The sequence below is a fragment of the Paracoccus stylophorae genome, assembly GCF_028553765.1.
GTDB classification, from domain to species: Bacteria; Pseudomonadota; Alphaproteobacteria; order Rhodobacterales; family Rhodobacteraceae; genus Paracoccus; species Paracoccus stylophorae.
The window spans coordinates 181,540-201,504 of sequence record NZ_CP067134.1 but is presented as its reverse complement, the minus strand read 5'-3'; the positions used below and the strand labels follow the sequence as shown (position 1 = coordinate 201,504).

At 63.9% G+C, this 19,965-nt stretch carries 19 protein-coding genes; 12 read left to right on the top strand and 7 right to left on the bottom strand.

The window, feature by feature from the left end:
- Positions 1 to 348: 348 nt before the first annotated feature.
- Together JHW45_RS00990 and JHW45_RS00985 are read right to left on the bottom strand one after the other, a co-directional pair.
- Positions 349 to 1,860: a hypothetical protein gene (locus JHW45_RS00990; protein WP_272859110.1), complete on the bottom strand. Its 1,512-nt coding sequence runs from the start codon at positions 1,858 to 1,860 to the stop codon at positions 349 to 351.
- Between the two features lie 181 nt (positions 1,861 to 2,041).
- Positions 2,042 to 6,928, bottom strand: a complete 4,887-nt coding sequence (locus tag JHW45_RS00985; protein WP_272859109.1) for a DEAD/DEAH box helicase — start codon at positions 6,926 to 6,928, stop codon at positions 2,042 to 2,044.
- Between the two features lie 270 nt (positions 6,929 to 7,198).
- On the opposite strand from JHW45_RS00985, the gene JHW45_RS00980 reads away from it, so the two are divergent.
- Entirely contained in the window at positions 7,199 to 8,494 is a 1,296-nt protein-coding gene (locus JHW45_RS00980) for a tyrosine-type recombinase/integrase (protein ID WP_272859108.1), read from the top strand.
- Here JHW45_RS00980 and JHW45_RS00975 read toward each other — a convergent pair.
- Complete coding sequence (locus JHW45_RS00975; RefSeq protein ID WP_074969936.1) at positions 8,457 to 9,047, bottom strand: hypothetical protein; 591 nt, start codon at positions 9,045 to 9,047, stop codon at positions 8,457 to 8,459. The genes JHW45_RS00980 and JHW45_RS00975 overlap by 38 nt on opposite strands.
- A gap of 295 nt (positions 9,048 to 9,342) precedes the next feature.
- On the opposite strand from JHW45_RS00975, the gene JHW45_RS00970 reads away from it, so the two are divergent.
- From JHW45_RS00970 to JHW45_RS00935, 8 genes are all read left to right on the top strand, one after another.
- Positions 9,343 to 9,603, top strand: a complete 261-nt coding sequence (locus tag JHW45_RS00970; protein WP_240558605.1) for a helix-turn-helix transcriptional regulator — start codon at positions 9,343 to 9,345, stop codon at positions 9,601 to 9,603.
- Positions 9,600 to 9,806, top strand: coding sequence for a hypothetical protein (locus tag JHW45_RS00965; protein WP_272859107.1), 207 nt, complete (start codon positions 9,600 to 9,602; stop codon positions 9,804 to 9,806). The genes JHW45_RS00970 and JHW45_RS00965 overlap by 4 nt, the downstream gene beginning before the upstream one ends.
- Positions 9,803 to 10,690, top strand: coding sequence for a helix-turn-helix domain-containing protein (locus JHW45_RS00960; RefSeq protein WP_272859106.1), 888 nt, complete (start codon positions 9,803 to 9,805; stop codon positions 10,688 to 10,690). The genes JHW45_RS00965 and JHW45_RS00960 overlap by 4 nt, the downstream gene beginning before the upstream one ends.
- Positions 10,687 to 11,175 (top strand): DUF6362 family protein, encoded by a 489-nt coding sequence (locus JHW45_RS00955; protein WP_272859105.1) that lies wholly within the window; start codon positions 10,687 to 10,689, stop codon positions 11,173 to 11,175. Before JHW45_RS00960 ends, JHW45_RS00955 begins: the two co-directional genes overlap by 4 nt.
- A 327-nt stretch (positions 11,176 to 11,502) precedes the next feature.
- The gene (locus tag JHW45_RS00950; RefSeq protein ID WP_083412891.1) at positions 11,503 to 12,810 is read left to right on the top strand and encodes a site-specific DNA-methyltransferase; all 1,308 of its coding nucleotides are present in this window, start codon (positions 11,503 to 11,505) and stop codon (positions 12,808 to 12,810) included.
- A 4-nt stretch (positions 12,811 to 12,814) separates the two neighbouring features.
- A complete protein-coding gene (locus JHW45_RS00945) occupies positions 12,815 to 13,807 on the top strand; it encodes a DNA cytosine methyltransferase (protein ID WP_074969926.1) in 993 nt (330 codons plus the stop codon).
- Between the two features lie 9 nt (positions 13,808 to 13,816).
- Positions 13,817 to 15,175 (top strand): site-specific DNA-methyltransferase, encoded by a 1,359-nt coding sequence (locus JHW45_RS00940; protein WP_272860502.1) that lies wholly within the window; start codon positions 13,817 to 13,819, stop codon positions 15,173 to 15,175.
- On the top strand, positions 15,172 to 15,396 hold the full coding sequence (locus JHW45_RS00935; RefSeq protein WP_074969922.1) for a DUF7220 family protein: 225 nt from the start codon (positions 15,172 to 15,174) through the stop codon (positions 15,394 to 15,396). The genes JHW45_RS00940 and JHW45_RS00935 overlap by 4 nt, the downstream gene beginning before the upstream one ends.
- A 62-nt stretch (positions 15,397 to 15,458) precedes the next feature.
- Here JHW45_RS00935 and JHW45_RS00930 read toward each other — a convergent pair whose 3' ends face one another.
- Genes JHW45_RS00930 through JHW45_RS00915 form a run of 4 tightly spaced genes read right to left on the bottom strand, consistent with a single transcriptional unit; the run spans position 15,459 to position 16,862 of the window.
- Positions 15,459 to 15,788, bottom strand: coding sequence for a hypothetical protein (locus JHW45_RS00930; RefSeq protein WP_272859104.1), 330 nt, complete (start codon positions 15,786 to 15,788; stop codon positions 15,459 to 15,461).
- Positions 15,789 to 15,827: 39 nt separating this feature from the next.
- Positions 15,828 to 16,394 (bottom strand): DUF3489 domain-containing protein, encoded by a 567-nt coding sequence (locus JHW45_RS00925; protein WP_272859103.1) that lies wholly within the window; start codon positions 16,392 to 16,394, stop codon positions 15,828 to 15,830.
- A complete protein-coding gene (locus JHW45_RS00920; RefSeq protein WP_074969916.1) occupies positions 16,391 to 16,618 on the bottom strand; it encodes a hypothetical protein in 228 nt (75 codons plus the stop codon). The genes JHW45_RS00925 and JHW45_RS00920 overlap by 4 nt, the downstream gene beginning before the upstream one ends.
- A 22-nt stretch (positions 16,619 to 16,640) precedes the next feature.
- On the bottom strand, positions 16,641 to 16,862 hold the full coding sequence (locus tag JHW45_RS00915) for a hypothetical protein (protein ID WP_074969914.1): 222 nt from the start codon (positions 16,860 to 16,862) through the stop codon (positions 16,641 to 16,643).
- 153 nt (positions 16,863 to 17,015) lie between these two features.
- Here JHW45_RS00915 and JHW45_RS00910 point away from each other — a divergent pair, with 153 nt between their 5' ends.
- The 3 genes from JHW45_RS00910 to JHW45_RS00900 all read left to right on the top strand — a co-directional run bounded on the left by JHW45_RS00910 (position 17,016) and on the right by JHW45_RS00900 (position 19,965).
- A complete protein-coding gene (locus JHW45_RS00910) occupies positions 17,016 to 17,615 on the top strand; it encodes an elements of external origin (protein ID WP_331716674.1) in 600 nt (199 codons plus the stop codon).
- A gap of 161 nt (positions 17,616 to 17,776) precedes the next feature.
- Complete coding sequence (locus JHW45_RS00905; protein ID WP_272859102.1) at positions 17,777 to 19,762, top strand: phage terminase large subunit family protein; 1,986 nt, start codon at positions 17,777 to 17,779, stop codon at positions 19,760 to 19,762.
- Positions 19,762 to 19,965 (top strand): phage head-tail joining protein, encoded by a 204-nt coding sequence (locus JHW45_RS00900; protein ID WP_036707016.1) that lies wholly within the window; start codon positions 19,762 to 19,764, stop codon positions 19,963 to 19,965. The genes JHW45_RS00905 and JHW45_RS00900 overlap by 1 nt, the downstream gene beginning before the upstream one ends.

Below are 19,965 nucleotides of genomic sequence, written 5' to 3'. Positions count from 1 at the left end.
GGGCGTCCATCTGTTGAGTTGGCGTTGAGTCAAAGTAGTGGCTTGAGCGCCGTTGCTACCCAAGCTGAAGGCTCGAAATGGGCGGAGAGCGGCCGTTCGCTGCGGCACCGCATCCGCAGGAATCTACGATAGCTGCCGTTCGCCACCGCCTCCGAGGCGGCAGAGATCCGCAGGAATCAGACAGGTGTCGCGCCGCCTGGAGCGACAGGGCGGTGCCTAAAACAGGTGGTCGTCGTACTGCTCCTATCGGCCTGTAAGGCGATGAAAACGGGCGCCAAATAGCAGGCGCTATTGCTAGTAAAGAACTCTTGCCCATCCTCGACGGCACTCACGTAGATGGTTTCGACGCTAGTCGTTTGCCCAACCGAGTTCGCGCGCGTAACCTTGGAGCTTGGTCAATATGTATTGCGCTGAAGTCGAGCGGTTTTTTGAGGCCAAAAAATCCCCTGTCCTCCAAGTATACTCGACGCACAGGACATCATCAGCTCTGTAAACGGCATTGTCTGGAATCAAATTGCAGAAATCTAGCTTCTTTTCCGCAGTCACCTTGACGAAATGACGCTCCTTCTTTTTTAACAGCGCCTCGATTGCATTCTTCATGACCACGTTAAGTTTTTTATCTTTTCCCAGGTTAAATCCAGACTGGGAAAGAAGATTAAATGCGGCACCCGCATCATCTGCCGGTGTACCTCGCGCCTCAAACCTAGAAATTGACTCATCGGAGAGCATCTTCCCTAAATCACTTCTCTCTAGGTCTCTCACACCACGAGCGGGGCCATACCTGCGATATCCAACGTCATCGAACATCGGCATTTCATCTGTGAAGTTTCGAACACAAGAAGCGGCCGCTGTTGGAGGCAGAGATAAAGCGTGCGCATTTAGCTGTACGATAGTCCGCGTCAACAGCCCTCTTCGGCTAGCCCACCATTTACCTATGACGCTTTGAGATGTAACAGAGATCAACGCATTGGCTTCAAGGAAACCATAGCGGCCTGCTGATGTTAGTTGCGAAAGTACGCCAGGCGTACTGCTCTCGCTAACAAATGCGACAATCACCGAGACGGGTTGCTCCATCTCAGACTGCAAGCGGAGAATGTTCGCATTAAAGTCCTGTGATATTTTTCGCAGATACGCTCCAAGTGTGGTAAACTCTTCCGAATTGTAGTCATCCGGAGAAACACCGAGGCTATCTAGATTTTCGATTCCGTTCGCCAGAAGTAATGTGTGCTTGGCTATATCCCTCCATGTCTCGGTTGCGGGCCCTTTGCACGTTAGCGGGAGGTCGATAGCAGCCTCACCTGAAATTGAAACATATCTCTCCGAAACCTCCCTTGCAATGCTTTCGCTTGTTTCGGGCCAAAACAGAATTACCGGGACTTCAGAGCTATTGGTGCGCAGGAATCTTTTTATTGCAGAAAGCTCCCCATCGCTCGGAGGGTTGTTTTCTCTATGGTCAATGTTTATTGGCAATATTTTTTTACTATTACGCGGGAGAGTCTCAGAGTGTTTCTCCACCGCCTCTTTCAGGAACTCGTATATAAGGTTGCCCGAGTAATTCAGGGTCGGGGCAAAAGAGCTCGCGAGCCATTGATCAAGGTTCTCGACGAAGGTAGTCTTTCCAACGCCAGTGCGCCCGTAAACTGGAACCAACACGCCCTCGCCACGCGTGGTCACGTCCTTAGCGAGAGCCTTAATTGCCGAAATATTGTCTGAGTGAGGTGGCACAAGCAGATTCGCGACATCCGTTCCTAGCTTTTTGGAAAGTGTTTCGTATCGATCAGGGAGCGAAAGCTCGGTAAGAATGTGTTCCACTTTTAGGCCTCTTTGAAATCCACCTGTGCCCACGTTAAAGATGGTCACGCGAGTTTTCTAGGCTAAAAGCCACAGCGGTATGCAGTGACGACAGGGGTCCTTGCTGCAGCTGTCATTAAGGAGCGCAAAGGGCTGCTTGCGCCGTCGCTGCGCCCCGCCTGAGCGACTGCTCTGAGAGGCGGGGTGCCAAGGCTCGACCGTCCGCTCTGGGCCGCATGTGACTTCTGCATCACCCAATCTCCAGTTCCGGCAACCCATTCACGATCTGCATAGTCTCCAGGCTCACAGTGATCACCCGCTGGAACAGTTCCAGGGGGTAACGGGGGTCTCCCACCGTCTCGTTGGCGTAGTCGTTGGCGTCGTTTGTGATGCCGCTGGCTGGGTCGGTTTTGACCACCTGGCGCTCCATCACCCAGTCGAGGGCGGGTTTGCCGTTCACGACGTAGTCCCAGGCCTCGAGGGGGATGTTCTGCATGGTGATGCGGTCGTTGTAGATGACGGTGGTGCGGTCCTTGTCCTTGCCGCGGCCGCCGAGTTTCATCTTCTTCACGCGGTAGAACTTCACCGGGTCGGCCTGGGCCTCGGGGATCAGGCGGTGGTCGCCTTCCTTGAAGGTCACCATGTAGGGCTCGACGCTTTCAAAATTCACATGCAGGTGGCCGAGGGCGCGGCCAGCGTCGCGGAAGGCGGCGAAGTCGGCAAAGCTCTTCACCGCCGGGATGCGGGGCAGCTGCTTGGCGAGGTTGTTCTTGAAACGCTCGCGGTAATCGGGCGAGTGCAGAAGGCCATAGATGTAATAGAACAAGTCTTCCTTGGTGATCTGCTCGCCCGGGTAGGCGGCCTGAAAATGCGCGAGGCCGACATCGGTGATGGCGTCGCGGCGTGTCAGGGTCGCGCCCGCGCCCTCGTCGGTTGCAAAGAGACCACCCTCGGGCGCAGCTTCCTCATAGAGATAGAGGGGGAAGCACTGTGTGTTATGATACGGCTGAAGTGACACCGGAGCATCAACCATCAACGGCGTGAACTCTGCCGCCGCTCCATTCCCTGGTATAATAATTGCCCTATTTTCAGCCCCATTTTCTGGAAAGGCGTTCTTTATCAATGTAACAAGGTCACTGATTTCAAGATGAATATACAGCTCTTGCTTAAAGAATGGGCGGTATAAGCTGTGGGCATGCCAAACACCACCCTCACTCAGCTCAATGTTTCGCGCAAGCTTCTGTCTGGAAATTCTATTCCAGCTTATTTTCGTAGCGTCCACGTCGACAAATGTGGCAACATCTCCAGATGCCCCCTCAGAAAAATATCTCTTCCGCTCCCTGTTGTAAAACTCAACCATCCGGTACGCGTTTCTTGCGCCCGTTTCATTAGAGGAATTAAAGCACCAGACGTCTCGCCCGGTCTTGATACCGTTATAGTAGCCTTTAAACAGGGCTACATTCTTTTCGTCCGATCTGTCGCCTAGCGGCAAGAAATCGTCAAAACTTTGATCTACTTGGTCCAGCCAATCACTGTTGTGATCGGGGTTAATACGCCGCCATCCCTTCGCCTTGGTGATGCCGTCAACCGAGCCGAAGTCGCGGATGATGTTCAGCTTCTGCTTCTGGTCAAGATAATCGCCGATGTCATGGAAGTGGATGCGGCCCGTCTCGGCGGCATCGGGGTTCTTGACGAAGACCGAAATGGCGATAGGGGCGCGGCTACCTGAGCCGAAAATCTTTCCGCCCTCCCTGCGGGACAGCTCACCAGACGTTCGCTGGTTGCCGCGCAGGTGGAAAACGTAGAGGTCGCTGAACTCTTCAGCAAGGCATTTGCGCAAGCCGTCAGCGGCGTTGCCATCCACCCATCCGGCGTTCGATACATAGGCCATGATGCCGGCATCGCCAATCCGGTCGCTGGCCCAGCGGATCGCGCGGATATAGCTATCATAGAGCGAGTTTTTCAGCGTCGCGGTCGAATGCGCAGCATAGCTGTCACGGATGGCTGTATCCAGCCGCGGATAGGCGATGTTGGCGGCGTTGTCATTGGCGCTGGTCTGCCCTGCAGAATAGGGTGGGTTGCCAATGATGACGCGGATATCCAGCGCCTTCTGTTTGGCGCGCCGTTCCGAGTTGTCAGGCAGGAGATTGGCGACCATATCGCGCTCTTGCTCATACATCTGGAAGGTGTCGGTCAGCAGGATGCCGGTGAAGGGGTGATAGGGCGCATCGGCCTGCAGGCCGCCCTGAGCCAGTTCGTGATAGACGGTCTCGATATTCACGGCGGCGATGTAATAGGCCAAAAGCACGATTTCGTTGGCGTGAATCTCGTGCTTGTATTTGTGCTCCAGCTCATCGGGCGCGATCAGACCCGATTGCAGCAGCCGGGTGATGAAAGTGCCGGTGCCGGTGAAGGGGTCGAGGATATGCACGCCCTTGGAGCCGAGGGTCTGGCCGAACTGTTCCTTCAGCACGTCGTTCACCGAATGAATGATGAAATCCACCACCTCGACCGGGGTATAGACGATGCCGAGGCGTTGGGTCAGGCGCGGGAAGGCGTTGCGGAAGAAGCGGTCGTAAAGCTCGGTGATCAGGGCCTGGCGACCATGGGCGGTCTTGATGCCCTCGGCCCGGCGGGCGACGCTGGCATAAAACTTGTCGAGGCTTTCCGCTTCCTTGGCGAGGTTGTGTTCGTGCAGCTGGCCCAGCACCGTCTCCATGGCGCGGGAGACGGGGTTAGCTTCGGTGAACTTGCTGTCCTTGAACAGAGCGTCAAATACCGGCTTGGTGATCAGATGCTGGGCCAGCATCTCGATCGCGTCGGCCTCGGAGATTTCGGGGTTCAGGTCGTCATGCAGCTCATCCAGGAAGGCACGGAAGGCGGTCTGTTCCGGACCGGGCTTGGCGGTGATGGTGGTGATGCGGGTGATATGGGCCTGGGCGATCTTGGCGATGTCCTTGGCCCAGCTGTCCCAGTAATCGCGGGTGCCGCATTTTTCGACGATCTTCGCCATGATGGCCCGGGTGAACTCGTCAAAGGCGAAACTGCCCTGTTCGGGGCCGAGATCGGTGATGGTTGGGTCGCGGCCTTCCTGGCCGATATTGGCACCGGCTTTTTCCGCGCGGGTCTTGCTGGTGGCGAAGTCATCGACCACGGCAGTCAGTTCGCGCAGCTCGGATTCGGAGGAGATGCGCACCAGCTCGACTTTGTCGCTGATATCCTCGCCCAACTTGGCCTGGTTGATGCGGGCGTCGAGGCGTTCGTCATGGGCGCGCAAGGCGTTCAGGATCTGCCAGACGACCTGATAGCGCTCATTGTCCTTCAGCGCCTCTTCGGGGGTGGTGTCGGGCGGGATGGCGACGGGCAGGATGACATAGCCCATCTTCTTGCCCTCGGCACGGCGCATGACGCGGCCGACCGATTGCACCACGTCGATCTGGCTTTTGCGCGGGTGCATGAACATGATCGCGTCCAGCGCCGGCACATCCACGCCCTCGGACAGTACGCGGGCATTGGTCAGGATGCGGCAGGTATCCTCGCCCACATCGGCCTTGAGCCAGTTCAGCATCTCATCGCGGGCGGTGGCGTTGAAGGTGCCATCGACATGGCGCACCTCGGTTGTCAGGTGGCGGGCATCGTCGATCAATTCGCTGCCGGTATATTCATCGACGACCTTGGTGAATTCGTCCTCGATGATCTTCGATTTGGCGATGGTCTGGCAGAATGCCAGCGCGCGGCGCATCGGGCGCGGATCGAAGGCGAGGTCTTCGGCCAGGTCGGCCTTGGTCAGCGCCTTGTAGCAGCCGATAATCTTGGTCGCGTCATCGAGGGTCAGCTCCGGCCCGTCCTTGAGGCGGTTCTGGATGGTGGTCGAGATCAGCCCTTCGTCGACCGCAAGCACCACGACCTTGTAATCGGTCAGCAGGTTGTTCTCGACCGCCCAGCCAAAGCCCCGGTGGAACAGATCCTTGCCGAACTTGTCCTCGTCATCCATCGAGGCCAGTTCGGCATCGTGGTCATCCGCCTTGCGCCGGGCGGCATCGCCGAAGATGCGCGGCGTCGCGGTCATGTAGAGGCGCTTTTTCGCCGCCACATGGTCGTTGCTGTGGATGCGCACGAAGGTGCTGTCGTCTTCGTCCTTCAGCGTGACGCCGGTGGTGCGATGCGCCTCGTCGCAGATCACCAGATCGAATTCCGGCAGGCCATGGTTTTTCTGTGCGCGGGTCAGCACGTCGATCGAGTGATAGGTCGAGAACACCACGGTCATGCGGTTGGGCGGCGCAGCGGCAACCTGCTGCGCGAGCCTCTGCGGATCGGTCGTCGCCGGGAAGGCCAGATCATGGACGTTCAGATCGAGGCTGTCGGCATCGGCATTGCGCCCGATCCTCACATCGGAGCAGGCCGAAAACGCGGTGAACTCCTGCTGGCGGTCATTGCTCCATTCGCGCACGGTCTGCGACATCAGCGCCAATGATGGCACCATGAACAGCACCCGCTTGCCCGGACCCGCCAGGGCTTCGGCGATCCGCAGCCCGGTGAAGGTCTTGCCAGTGCCGCAAGCCATGATCAGCTTGCCGCGATCGGCTTCCGCCAGCCCCTCGGTCACCGCCTTCAGGGCATCGCGCTGGTGCGGACGCAGCTGTTTCTTCGGGGCGAGGCTGACGGTGCCGGTGCGCAGGAACTGCGACCAGTCGATGCGGCTGGCCTCCAGCTCGCTGATGCTGATGCGGTTCCAGTCTTTCGACAGCTTGTCGAGCGTCCCGCTGGCGTTCTTGCCGAATTCCTTCTGCGTGGTGTCGGCAATGATCAGCCGCGTAAACAGATCATTGGAGGCGGCCGAGATGAAGCTGTCGATATCGGGCTTCTGAATCGTGTGATTGGGCGCATAGAATTTGCACTGGATCGCAGCATAACCCGAGCCATCGGCCAGCGTCGCCACCAAGTCGATGCCGGTGTCGGCCTTGCTCCAGCCCTGTTCCTTCGCCCATTGGGCAAAAGGCACAACGGCGGAATAGTATTGCTTTTGCGCATCGTCGTTTTCCAGATAAACGCGAACGACCCGCTCAAAGTAATCGCCCTTCTCGCGCTCGGACCGGGCAGCCTGGCGGTAGGAATCCAACAAATCACGCAACTGCATCAGTACCGCCTGTCCCGGAACAAGGTTTTCTTTTTATCATCAGGCGCTCGAGGGCCTGAAACAGAACCTAGCCGCCCGTTGCGGTTGAATCCATATGCAACTGACCGATCCCCTCCCGTCCTCCGCCCCCCGATGCCCCCCTTCCACCCGACCGGCGCGGATTGTGCCCTTCCGGCGCCGGTCCGCGCCTGTCTTCCGGTCTGCGAATCATCTCGTTGATAAGCCGGCGCTTCTACGCCTGTGTCGGAGCGGAAAACGGAGTGCAGGGCATTGCGAAACAGAGAAAGACTGACGGAAAAACTGGTCCGGGCGGCTGAGCCGCGGTCGAAGGCATGGCAGATTTTCGACAGCGATGTGCTGGGGCTGTCGATCTGCATCTATCCATCCGGCGGGCGCAGCTTCATGTTCGACTACCGCACGGCCGGGCGGCAGCGGCGGCTGACCATCGGGCGCTGGCCGGAATGGAACGTCACCGCCGCGCGCGAGCGCGCCAAGGCGCTGCGCCGCGATGTCGATGGCGGGCTGGATCCGCTGGCCGAGCGCGAGGAGATCCGCGAGGCGCCGCGTTTTCCCGATCTGGTGGCGCGCTACCTGCGCGAACATGCCACGCATCTGGCGCCGCGCAATGCCGCCGATCAGGCATCCATGCTGCACAAGCTGATCATGCCGCACTGGAAGCACCGGCTGGTGGCCGAGATCGAGCCGGCGGATGTCGAACGGGTGCTGAACCTGATCGCCGAGGGGCGCTCCCGCCCGGCCAAGAAGAAACCAAAAACCACGCGCCGCATCCCGCTGAAGCCGCCGAAACCCACGCCGGTGCGCGCCAACCGCGCGGGCGAGATGCTGCGCCGGGTCTTCAATCTCGCCATTGCATGGCGGATGCGCTCCGACAATCCGGCGGTGGGCTTTCGTCGCCGCGTCGAGACCGAGCGCGAGCGGTTCCTCGACATGGAGGAGATCGCGCGGCTCAGCGAGGCGCTGGGCGCGGCCGAGGACCAGCGCGGCGCCAGCATCATCCGCATGTGCATGCTGACCGGGGCGCGGCTGGGCGAGGTCCGGACCGCGCGTTTCGAGCATTTCGATCTGGAGCGCAACACATGGGTGAAGCCCGCCGCCAATACCAAGCAGCGCCGCATTCACCGCGTGCCGATCTCGGCAGAGACAGCGGCATTGGTGCGCACGCGGCTTTCCGCCGTGCCGGTCGGCTGCAACTGGTTGTTTCCGGGCGATGTCTCGGACAAGGACCAGCCGGTGCAGGAGATTCGCCGCTTCTGGAAAGGCATTCAGGATCAGGCCGGGCTGCCCGGGGTGCGGGTTCACGATCTGCGCCACACCTTCGCCTCGCTCTTGGTCAGCGGCGGCGCCTCGCTGGAGATGATCGGCAAGCTGCTGGGCCATTCGCAATCCAGCACCACCATGCGCTATGCGCATCTGATGGATTCACCGCTGCGCGCCGGCGTCGATGCGGTGGCCGACATGATGCGGATACGGCCGAGGCTCGTGCATTCCGCACCCCCGGCCGAGGAGGTCACGCCTCAGCGTGCAGCATCCGCAGGATCGGGCTGACCCGCTTGCGGACTGTGCTTTCGTCGGGTGCATCGCCATCCGTGCTGTTGGCAATGAACCAGTCCAGCATCTCGCCCACGAGATCGCCCTGTTTCTCGGGCAGGCCGTGCTGGAAGAGGCGCAGGATCAGGGCGCCGTAGAAGCCTTCCCAATCATAGCTCTTGGTCGGGTTGGAGTTGACCCGGCGAAACACCCCGTGCTCCTCCTCGAAACGCGCCAGCGTGCCGGCCTGAATCAACAGATCATCGCGGGTGACCCGCAGCCCGGCATCAGGCGGCGGGATGTGTTTCCATTCGCTGCCGCCCGGCATTCGGGCGCGGCGGATCACCCCTTCGCGCGGGCCGGTCCCGCAGCGGCGAAACATCGCCAGAATATCGCCCGGCGCAATCACCACCAGGTCCGAAAGGATCTCGGCCCCAAAACGCGTGGGCGGGATCGCGATGGTGATCTCCAGCTGACCGGATATGGCCCATTCGGCGATATCGGCAATATGGCAGCTCCAGCGGGCAGCGGCTTCGGGCAGCGTGTAGATCACGCGGTTTGGCAGAGCCATCGTGTATTTCCTGAATTGTTGGCTTTTGTGAAAGGCGTGCCTTTCAGGCCGATGCCTCTGACAGGTCCGCACGCATGGGTTGATTAGGCGCTTGGGCGCACCACCGCCGACCCGTCTCCTGGAGGCCGGCATGCCGGTGCGGACGACGTTCCCCCCTGCCCCACGGAATGCCCGCAAACCCCATGAAACATGGGACCGGCGCACATCCGGCGCTTCCGGCGCCGGTCCGCGCCGCGCCGCCGGTCCTCCGCCTGTGCTCTCGCTTGCCCCACAACCACGGGGAAAGGACCGGATGATGACCGATCAGACCATGATCACCGCCGAGACCGGCGCAATCGCCCATGAAGGGCTGCTGGATGACTGGATGCCGCGCAAGGAACTGGCCGGCATCATCGGCATCAGCGCCGACACGCTGAAGCGCTGGGAGACCCGCCGCATCGGCCCGCCCTGCATCCGCATCGGGCGCAAGGTGCTCTACCGGCGCGGGGCGGTGCGCGACTGGCTGCTGGAGCAGGAGAGCCGCAAGACCGCCGGCCGCGGGAGGGCGGCACGATGAGCGGTGGCAGTGATGACCGGCGTCGCCCCGTCGCATGGGCCATCGTCTTCGCGTTCGCGCTCGGCATGCTCGTGCTTCTCGCCGGGCTGCTGATCTGGGCGCTGGTTGCGGCCGTGGACTGGGAGGCGGTGCTGCGCTTCATCGCGCCCACCGCCTTCGAGACCCGGTCGATCGAGGAAATCCTCGAGGGAGGCCGGCGATGAGCAATCTGATCTCGGCCTCGGTGCAGCGCCGCCTCGTGGGCTCGGCCACGCGCAAATCGGTGCTCGGCTACATGGCCGACAAGGCCGCCGATGACGGCAGCGGCATCTGGACCTCGAAGGCCAATATCGCCCGCGATCTGGAGCTGTCGCGGCGTGGCGTGCAGCTGGCGATCCAGGAGCTGATCCGCGACGGGCTGGTCACCGAGACCGGCCAGCGCGACTGTAAGCACGGCTTCACGGTGGAATATTCCATCGTGATCGAGGCTGTGGATAACCTGCCCTCGACCCGTGAACCACGTTCACCCCGTGAATCTGATGCACGGGTAACCCGTGAACCAGGTTCACATGACCCCGTGAACCAGATTCACCCGAACCATCCTTATAAAGATACTACTACGCCCTCAGCCGAAGATGCGGCTGTGGATAACTTGGGTCCGCAGGCGCGCTGTCTTGCCATCGCCGGTCCCGGTCTCTGCCCGGCATCACGCGCCGCAATCACCGGGACCGCCGAGGTGATCGAGGGCTGGCTGCAGGAGGGCATCGACCTCGAGGCCGATATCCTGCCGGTGATCAGGGCGCGCACGCCCACCATCCGGATCAGCCCGATCCGGACCTGGGCCTATTTCACCGACGCGGTGCGGGCGGCCCATCGGCAGCGCCTGCGCCAGCCGGCAAGGCCGCAGGGCGCAGAGAAAGCCAGCGCCAACCCGCAGCTGTGCTTTTACGCCGACTGGGTGAACGCGGATCGCTACCTGCCGCCCAACGCCGTCAGCAACAGCGTCGCGCTGGCCCTGCTGGAGGCCGGGCTGGCCAGCGCCGAGCGGCTGGCCCTGCGAGGTGTCCCCGTCCCTGTCCCCGTCCCGGCCCGAAAGGAGCAACGATGATCACCCCGCGCGAGATCGAGGACCGCTTCGAGGAAGCGGCGCTGACCCTGCGGCGTCTGCCGAACCCGCCTGGCTCCGGCGCGCGCGGCTATGGCCGCTCCTGGCCGGATTATGTCCATGAGGCCAGGCATGCCTATGGCTATGAGGAGGCGCGGATGCGGGTGATCCCCAACCCCCGCGAGATCCAGCGCATGGAGGAGGCGCTGGAATGGCTGGCGCTGATCGGCGGTGAGACTGAGCAGGCGATCATCGACAATCGCCGCATCGTCTGGATGCGGGCCGAGGGCCATCGCTGGAAGCAGATTTGCCGCGCCGTGGGCTGCGTGCGCTCGACCGCCTGGCGACGCTGGACGGCGGCACTGGTGACGATTGCCAACCGACTGAACAAACAGCGAAAAACCAGCCGCCGCCCGCACGGCGCCAAAACCACCGGGGACGAGGCGGGCGCAAAGCGGGGCGGCGAGGGCGCAAAGGGGCCGCCCTAGGGGCGCGAAAGGGTCGAACATAGGGCGCGACAAAAGCAGGCGATACGGGCCATATTCATCCCATGATCGGGGCGAAAGCCGCCCTGCGGCCGCCTCCCCCCGGCCTTGGTTCCTCCGCAGCGGTAACGCTATGCGGGGGGCATGAGCGCGCTAGTCCTCTAGCGTCAAAGGATTTTTCTGGGTTTCCACCCTCGGGTTGCCACTTTGGGTTGCCAGGGTTGCCGGCCCCTTCGCCACCTCTCGGACATTCGCCTGTCCGTCACTTTGGACCCGCCTGCCCTGTCGCAGCGGGTCTTTTCTTTTGGAGTTCGCCCCTTGCAGATCGAGATGATGCCGGTCGGGCAGCTGGTGCCCTATGCGCGCAATGCCCGCACGCATTCGGAGGATCAGGTCGCCCAGATCTCCGCCTCAATCACGGAATTCGGCTTCACCAACCCGATCCTGATCGGCGAGGACAGCGTGATCATCGCCGGCCACGGGAGGCTGATGGCGGCACAGCGGCTGGGGCTTTCCGAGGTGCCGGTGATCGTGCTGGCGCACCTGAACGCAGCGCAGCGCCGGGCGCTGGTTGTCGCGGACAACAAGATCGCGTTGAACGCTGGCTGGGACACCGAGATCCTGCTCGAGCAGATCGAACTGATCCGCGCGGACGGGTTCGACATCGATCTGGTCGGCTTCTCGGATGACGAACTCGGCGAATTGCTCGCGGAAATCGAGGCACCGGAGACGGCCGGCGCCATCGAGGGCGAGGATGACATCCCCGCGCCGCCCGCCGATCCGGTCTCGCGCCCCGGCGATCTGTGGATGCTGGGCCATCATCGCCTGCTTTGCGGTGACAGCACCGTCGCCACCGATGTCGAGCGGGTGCTGGCCGGGGTGACGCCGCTTCTGATGGTCACCGATCCGCCCTATGGGGTCGAATATGATCCCTCCTGGCGCAACCAGGCCGGCGCATCCGCCACGAAGCGCACCGGCAAGGTGCTCAACGACGACCGCGCGGACTGGCGCGAGGCATGGGCGCTGTTTCCGGGTGACGTCGCCTATGTCTGGCATGGCGCCCTGCATGCGACCACGGTCGCCGACAGCCTGATCGCCAGCGGCTTCAACATCCGCTCGCAGATCATCTGGGCCAAGGACCGGCTGATCCTCAGCCGCGGCGATTACCACTGGCAGCACGAGCCCTGTTGGTATGCCGTTCGCGCCAAGGGCAAGGGCCATTGGGCCGGCGACCGCAAGCAGACCACGCTCTGGCACATCACCAGCCGCGATCAGGACGCCGAGACCGTGCACGGCACGCAAAAGCCGGTCGAATGCATGCGCCGCCCCGTCCTGAACAACTCCAGCCCCGGTCAGGCCATCTATGAGCCGTTCATGGGATCCGGCACCACGCTGATCGCGGCCGAGACCACCGGCCGCACCTGCCTCGGCATCGAGTTGAACCCTGCTTACGTCGATGTCGCCATCGAGCGCTGGCAGAACCTCACCGGCGGTGTGGCCATGCTGGAGAGCGACGGTCGGTCCTTCACCGAAATTTCCGGTGATCGATCAAGCGCCAGTCCCGGCACCCCCGCCGCGCAGGCCAGCGACCCCGACCCCCAGCCAAAACCCGCGCGCAAGCGCAAGACCGCCGCGTGAGGCCATGCATGACCTGGTTGTATCTTCCCCCGGCCTGCCTGCCGGAGCCGCAGACGCATGTCTCTTCGGCCTGTCGCTGTGCTCCGGCGCGGGCGGGCTCGAGCTGGGAATCACCCTCGCCGTCCCCGGCTATCGAACTGTGGGTTACGTCGAGCGGGACGCCTTCGCGGCGGCCGTGCTCGTGGCGCGGATGGAAGATGCGGCCCTGGATCCAGCGCCTCTCTGGGACGATATTGCCAGCTTCGACGGCCGCCCATGGCGCGGCGCGGTGGATATCGTCACTGCCGGATATCCGTGCCAGCCGTTCAGCGTGGCGGGCAAGCGCCGGGGCGCGGACGATCCCCGCCACCTCTGGCCCCATGTCGCCCGCATCATCGGCGAAATCAAACCGCCCTTCGTCTTCCTCGAAAACGTCGCCCATCATCTCCGCCTCGGTTTCCCCGAAGTCGCCAGCGGACTGGTCGGCCTGGGCTACAGGCTTACGGCAGGCCTCTTCACGGCGGCGGAAGTCGGTGCGCCCCATCGGCGCGAGCGGCTGTTCATCCTCGCCATCCGCGAGGGCGACGAGCTGGCCGACCCCGCGCGCCTGCTCCGGGATCCGCTCGAGCGGCGGCAACCGGACGGAAATGCTGCGCCTCTGGCCCACGCCGATGGCCATGGATGGCAGCAAACCGAGTGCGGGCAACCGCAGGGCGGCCGATCTGACCCACGCGGGCGCGCTGTGGATGACGCCGACGGCGCGCGACCACAAGGACGGGGCGAGCACATTGGCGAACACGCCGGTGAACGGCTTGCTTGGCCGCCAGGTCCTTGTGACACCGCTGGCTGGCGACGATACCTGCGAAACGCCCCGGACGCTGAACCCAGCATTCGTCGAGGCGCTGATGGGCTGGCCCACCGGGTGGACCGGCTTCGCCTCTGTGGCAACGGCGTGGTCCCCCTGGTTGCAGCGCATGCGCTCAGAACTCTCGCATCTGAATTGCTGGCCGATAGGTGAGGCCGCGTGATGCAGATCGAGCTGATCGCGGTCGACAACCTGATCCCCTACACCCGCAATGCCCGCACCCATTCGCCGGATCAGATCGCGCAGATCGCCGCCTCGATTGCCGAGTTCGGCTTCACCAATCCGATCCTGATCGGCGCGGATGGGGTCATCATCGCCGGCCACGGGCGGTTGATGGCGGCGCAGCGCCTCGGGTTGGCCGAGGTGCCGGTGATCCGGCTGGCGCATCTGAACGCAGCGCAGCGCCGTGCGCTGGTTGTCGCGGACAACAAGATCGCGTTGAACGCTGGCTGGGACACCGAGATCCTGCTCGAGCAGATCGAACTGATCCGCGCGGACGGGTTCGACATCGATCTGGTCGGGTTCTCGGATGACGAGCTGGCTGATCTGCTCGGAGACGCCGAGGCATCAGGTTTCGGCGCCGATGCGGAAGAAGAAGAGGAAAACATCCCCGACCTGCCCGAGGATCCCGTCACTCGCCCCGGCGACATCTGGATCCTTGGCGATCACCGGCTGATGTGCGGCGACAGCACCGATGCAGCGGCGGTCGCGCGGCTGATGGACGGACAACGCGCCACGCTCCTCTTCACCTCGCCGCCCTATGGCCAGCAGCGCGACTATGGCGCGGCGAAGGAGAAGGTCAGCGATTGGGACCGGCTGATGCAGGGCGTGTTCGCGGCAGCCCCGGTGACCGGGGACGCGCAGCTGCTGGTCAATCTCGGGCTGGTGCATCGTGACAGCGAATGGATCCCCTATTGGGATGGCTGGATCCAGTGGATGCGGGCGCAGGGCTGGCGCCGCTTCGGCTGGTATGTCTGGGATCAGGGGACCGGCCTGCCCGGCGACTGGAACGGGCGCTATGCCCCGGCGCATGAGTTCGTCTTCCATTTCAATCGGGTGCCACGGCGGCCGAACAAGACGGTGGAGAGCAAGCATGCCGGCGAGGTGCTGGGCGGCGGCGGGTTGCGCGCGGCCGATGGCACGGTGAGCGCCAAGCACGGCGCCGGCAACGCGATCCAGAGCCATCGCATCCCCGACAGCGTGATCCGAGTGATGCGCCACAAGGGTGCCATTGCCGGCGGCGCGCATCCGGCGGTGTTCCCGGTCAGGCTGGCCGAGGAGATGATCGCCGCCTGGAGCGATCCGGGTGATCTGCTTTACGAGCCCTTCACCGGCTCCGGGTCGCAACTGATCGCGGCCACCGCCCTCGGGCGCAGATGTTTCGGGATGGAGCTGGATCCGGCCTATTGCGACGTCGCGGTGCGGCGCTGGCAGTTGATGACCGGCAATACCGTCACCCATGCCGAATCCGGCGAGAGCTTCGAGGCCGTGGCCCGACTGCGCAAGGAACTGGCGGTATGAAACAGTCGCGCACCATGTCAATGGTCGAGGCTATCGCCAACGTCGCCGTCGGCTTCTGGGTCGCGATCACGGCGCAGGTACTGGTGTTCCCGCTGTTCGGGTTTCACGCCGCACCGGCGCAGCATCTCGCCATCGGCGCGATCTTCACCGGCCTGTCGCTGATCCGCTCCTTTGCCCTGCGGCGGCTGTTCGAGGCGATCCGCCAACAGGCAGTGCGTTGAGGATCGGCGCATTGCCCCGACCCGCATCAGGTTTGCGACCATATGACAGACGATGGCCTGTGTCAGTCCATGGGCGAGCTCAGGGCACTGATGGCGTCCTGTTCCGCCTGATGGCGCTGGGCCGCGTCAGGCGGATCGCGCCGCGCGGCAAGAATCGCCACGAACAGCGCCCGGCAGGCGGCTGCCAGTTCATCGGCCCCTGCTGCGTCGAGATCGACATCATGGATGGCGCGGGCCTCGCCCAGATCGGTGATGCCGTAGATGGTGGCGAACTCGGCCTCTGCCGGTGCGCAGGTGGCGATGAATGTCTCACCGGCGCCCGCTTCCGCATCGTTGCGGCAGAACCGGATGTCGATGCTCTCAACGCATTCGCGCCGGGCGAATTCGCCCAAGGTCTCGTGCTCCGGCAGGCAATTGAAGGAAATCATCGCTCAGCCCTCCGTGGCGATGCGGTAAACGGTCCCGCGTCCGTCGATTTTCTCTGCGGCAATGGTCAGCCCGAGCCGCTTTTTCAGGGCCCCGGAAATGGCCCCACGCACGGTGTGAGGTTGCCACGAAAGCATGGCAGCCGCCTCTGCAACACTCGCGCCCTCGGGCCGCTGCAGCAGCGCGATCAACGCCGCCTGTTTGGTACCGGCGCGGGTGGTCGCGGGCCTTTGGGCCTCGGGAGCAACCGCAGCGGCCGCTTCCCGCTCCATCCGCCCGCGCCTTGCCCCGGCGATGGCGCCCGCCACCAGCGGCTCGATGCCGACGGCGGCAAGCCCGGCCTCGGTGGCAAGCAGCGTGGTGCCATGACCATCGCCGGTCTCGCGCCAGAGCGGCTCGCTACGGCGAATATTGGCCTCGACCTCCTCGACGAGGCCCTTGGCGAGCAGCGCCTCCACCACCTTGGCGGCGGCACCGCCGCGCAGGCCGTCAGGCAAGGGAAGCGCCAGATTGCCGGGGCGCGCGGCCGCGCGGCTGAGGATCAGGCTCTGGATTTCGGAAAGCGGGATCATCGCGCATGCTCCCCTTCGCCAAAAGCGCTGTCGGTGATCTGGCGCAGCAGGCTGGCATAATGCTCCAGCGTGCCGACATGGCCCCAGTTCACCGCGTCTGGGCTGGCGTTGAAATGATCGTCGCTCAGAGCGGCGAGGCGGGCGAGCATGGTGTCGATCTCGGCTTTCTTGCCGAGAAAGGCGGTGAGCGCGGCATCACGGTTGCTGCGGGGGGTGATGGTCATGGCGCAGGCCTCCTTTTCTCGCTCAGATCAGGCCGAGATCGGCCAGCACGGTGGCAGCTGCGGCGAGTCCGCAGGTCGGTAGTTCGATCTTCAGATGCGAGATGACATCCGAGGCATCGGCTTTGATGCCGCTGTCGCGCAGCTGGCTCTCGATCGCCTCGGCGACGGCATCCTTGCGGCTCTGATCGAAGCCGTCGGGCAGGCTGGCATAGTCGATCCTGATGGTGGTGATGGCCATGGTCATGGGGGGCTCTCCGGCGTCTGAACTGCATCGTTTTCGTGCCATCAGAATCGCTCACCACAGGCCGGAAGTGTAGCATAATCGCAGCAATATCATTGCTTTATATAATCGTCCCGGCTGCTCGGGCACGAGCAGGAAGGGTCACGCGGAATGGGCATGTCGCGCCGTCAATATGCGGCGCATCGCGGCGTCAGCCACACGGCGGTGGGCAAGGCGATCTCTTCGGGGCGCATCAGTCTTGAGGCCGATGGCAGCATCGATCCGGTGACGGCCGACCGGCAATGGGACGCGCAGACCGACCCGGCCAAGCAGCGCGGCGCGCATGCGCGGGCGCTGGGGACCGCCACGGCGGCTGGCACCGCGCGCGCAAGCGCCGCGACCAGGCCGGTGCCGCGGGCCGCCATCGAGTCGGTCGGCGAGACCCTGCGCGAGGCCGGCGCCGATCCCGATCCCGGCGCGGGCGGCGAGGTGTCGTTCCTGCGTGCGCGGATGGCCAATGAGGTGCTGAAGGCGCAGACCGCCAAGGTCAAGCTCGCCAGGATGAAGGGCGAGCTGGTGGACCGGGCGCGCACCACCACCATGGTCTTCGATCTGGCCCGGCGCGAACGCGACGCCTGGCAGAACTGGCCGGCCCGTGTGGCCGCCAACATGGCCGCCGATCTGGGCGTCGATGCCCATCGGATGGAGCAGGTTCTGGACAATTACCTGCGCCAGCACCTGGCCGATCTTGCGGAGGTGAAGATTGACTTACGATGAATGGCGCGCCGAGGCGCGGCGCCGGCAGGCGTTCGGCCTGCTGATCGACAGGACAATGATGCGGCTCAGGGCGAGGAAGGCCCGCGAGCAACGCGATGCGGATGAGGAAGGGGCCGGGGCGGTTCTCTGCGCGATCCGGCAGGCGCGAGGGGAGACGATCCGTGGCGCTGGCTGATTTCGAGGGCGCCGAGGATATCCGCAATGCCTGGCTGGCCGGTCTGGCGCCGGACCCGGCGCTGACGGTCAGCCAATGGGCGGATCGGCACCGGATCCTGTCCTCGCGCGCGGCAAGCGAGGCCGGTCCCTATCGCACCGCGCGCACGCCCTTCATGCGCGGGATCATGGATGCGCTGTCGCCGGCCAGTCCGGCGCGACGGGTGGTGTTCCAGAAGGCCGCGCAGGTGGGCGCGACCGAAGGCGGCAACAACTGGGTCGGCTTCTGCATCCACCGGGCGCCGGGGCCGTTTCTGGCGGTCCAGCCGACCGTCGATCTGGCCAAGCGCCTGTCGCAGCAGCGGATCGACCCGCTGATCGAGGAAAGCCCGGAACTGCGGGCGCTGGTGATGCCGTCGCGGTCCAAGGACAGCGGCAATACCATTCTCGGCAAGCGGTTTCCGGGTGGGCAGTTGATCCTGACCGGCGCGAACAGCGCCGTCGGCCTGCGCTCGATGCCGGCGCGCTGGGTGTTTCTCGATGAGGTGGATGCCTATCCGGGCGATCTCGATGGCGAGGGCGACCCCATCGCGCTGGCCGAGGCGCGCACGATCAGCTTCGGGCATCGGAGCAAGTTGTTTCTGGCCTCCACGCCCACCGTGAAGGGCCTCTCGCGGATCGAGCGGGAATACGAGCTGTCCGATCAGCAGCGATACCATGTCCCCTGCCCCCATTGCGGCGCCCTGCAATGGCTGAAGTTCGAACGCCTGCGCTGGGAGCCGGGCCGCCCGGAAACCGCGCGTTATGTCTGCGAACACTGTGATGAACCGATCTTGGAGCGCCACAAAACCGAGATGATGGCCGAGGCGAATGGCGCGACATGGCTGCCGACCGCCGAGCCGGAGATGCTGGAGCGGGCGCGGGCGGCGGGGATCGTCGGGTTTCATATCAGCGGCCTTTATTCGCCGCTGGGCTGGCTGAGCTGGTCCAAGATCGCGCAGGATTGGGAGCAGGCGGTTGGCAACGAGGCCGCGCTGAAGACCCTGAAGAACACCGTGCTGGGCGAGACCTGGCAGGAACGCGGCGAGGCCCCGGACTGGCAGCGCCTCTACGAGCGGCGCGAGGATTGGCATCTGGGCGAGGCCCCGGCAGGGGTGCTGATCCTGACCGCCGGCGCGGACGTGCAGCGCGACCGGATCGAGATCGACGTCTGGGGCTGGGGCGAGAACCTTGAATCCTGGCTGGTCGATCATGTGGTGCTGGAAGGCGACACGGCCCGCGAGGAGGTCTGGGACGATCTGACCGGGTTTCTGGCCGAGACCTGGCCTCATGCCGGCGGCGCGCGCATGGCGCTGGCCCGGCTGGCGATCGACACCGGCGACGGCGCGACCACGGATGCGGTCTATGGCTGGTGCCGGAAGATGGGGCACGGCCAGGTGATCGCGATCAAGGGTGTCGGCGGCTTTGACCGCTCCACCCCGGTGGACGGCCCGAGCTATGTCGATGTGACCGAGGGCGGGCGCAAGTTCCGCCGCGGCGTGCGGCTGTGGAAGGTCGCGGGCGCGGTATTCAAGACCGAGACCTATCGCTTCCTCCGGCTTGCCGCGCCGACAGACGAGGACATCGCCGATGGCAGCGGCTGGCCCGCCGGCTTCGTCCACATCCCGAAGGGCACCACGGCGGAATGGACGAAGCAACTGACCGCCGAGCAGTTGATGACCATCAAGACCCGGCAGGGGTTCCAGAAACTGGAATGGCAGCAGACCCGCGACCGCAACGAGGCGCTGGACTGCCGGGTCTATGCCCGCGCCTGCGCCTGGCTGATGGGCATGGACCGCTGGGACGGCGCCAAATGGGACGATCTGCGCGCGCAGCTCATGCCCGGCACGAGTGATGCGCGCCCGGCCGGGCAACCGCATCGTCAACCGTTGAAACCGCCGCCGCCCCGCCCGTCGGGCTGGCTGGGCAAGAGACAAAGAGGAAGCTGGTTCTGATGGCCTGGACCGAGAGTGAACTTGACGCGCTGCGCCGGGCCTATGCCTCGGGCACCCTGCGGGTCAGCTATGATGGAAAGACCCTTGAATACGGCTCGGCCGCCGATCTGCTGAGCCGCATCCGCACCATCGAGGGCGAGATGGCAGCCGGATCGGGCCGTCCCTTGCCCGTGGCGGGCTTTGCCGGTTTCCATAGGGGCTGA

Bases quoted from the DNA above. Each gene is read 5' to 3' on its own strand.
- JHW45_RS00985 (WP_272859109.1), bottom strand. From the start codon at position 6,928: ATGCAGTTGCGTGATTTGTTGGATTCCTACCGCCAGGCTGCCCGGTCC.
- JHW45_RS00975 (WP_074969936.1), bottom strand. From the start codon at position 9,047: ATGGCTCTGCCAAACCGCGTGATCTACACGCTGCCCGAAGCCGCTGCC.
- JHW45_RS00970 (WP_240558605.1), top strand. From the start codon at position 9,343: ATGACCGATCAGACCATGATCACCGCCGAGACCGGCGCAATCGCCCAT.
- JHW45_RS00965 (WP_272859107.1), top strand. From the start codon at position 9,600: ATGAGCGGTGGCAGTGATGACCGGCGTCGCCCCGTCGCATGGGCCATC.
- JHW45_RS00960 (WP_272859106.1), top strand. From the start codon at position 9,803: ATGAGCAATCTGATCTCGGCCTCGGTGCAGCGCCGCCTCGTGGGCTCG.
- JHW45_RS00955 (WP_272859105.1), top strand. From the start codon at position 10,687: ATGATCACCCCGCGCGAGATCGAGGACCGCTTCGAGGAAGCGGCGCTG.
- JHW45_RS00950 (WP_083412891.1), top strand. From the start codon at position 11,503: ATGATGCCGGTCGGGCAGCTGGTGCCCTATGCGCGCAATGCCCGCACG.
- JHW45_RS00945 (WP_074969926.1), top strand. From the start codon at position 12,815: ATGCATGACCTGGTTGTATCTTCCCCCGGCCTGCCTGCCGGAGCCGCA.
- JHW45_RS00940 (WP_272860502.1), top strand. From the start codon at position 13,817: ATGCAGATCGAGCTGATCGCGGTCGACAACCTGATCCCCTACACCCGC.
- JHW45_RS00935 (WP_074969922.1), top strand. From the start codon at position 15,172: ATGAAACAGTCGCGCACCATGTCAATGGTCGAGGCTATCGCCAACGTC.
- JHW45_RS00925 (WP_272859103.1), bottom strand. From the start codon at position 16,394: ATGATCCCGCTTTCCGAAATCCAGAGCCTGATCCTCAGCCGCGCGGCC.
- JHW45_RS00920 (WP_074969916.1), bottom strand. From the start codon at position 16,618: ATGACCATCACCCCCCGCAGCAACCGTGATGCCGCGCTCACCGCCTTT.
- JHW45_RS00915 (WP_074969914.1), bottom strand. From the start codon at position 16,862: ATGACCATGGCCATCACCACCATCAGGATCGACTATGCCAGCCTGCCC.
- JHW45_RS00910 (WP_331716674.1), top strand. From the start codon at position 17,016: ATGTCGCGCCGTCAATATGCGGCGCATCGCGGCGTCAGCCACACGGCG.
- JHW45_RS00900 (WP_036707016.1), top strand. From the start codon at position 19,762: ATGGCCTGGACCGAGAGTGAACTTGACGCGCTGCGCCGGGCCTATGCC.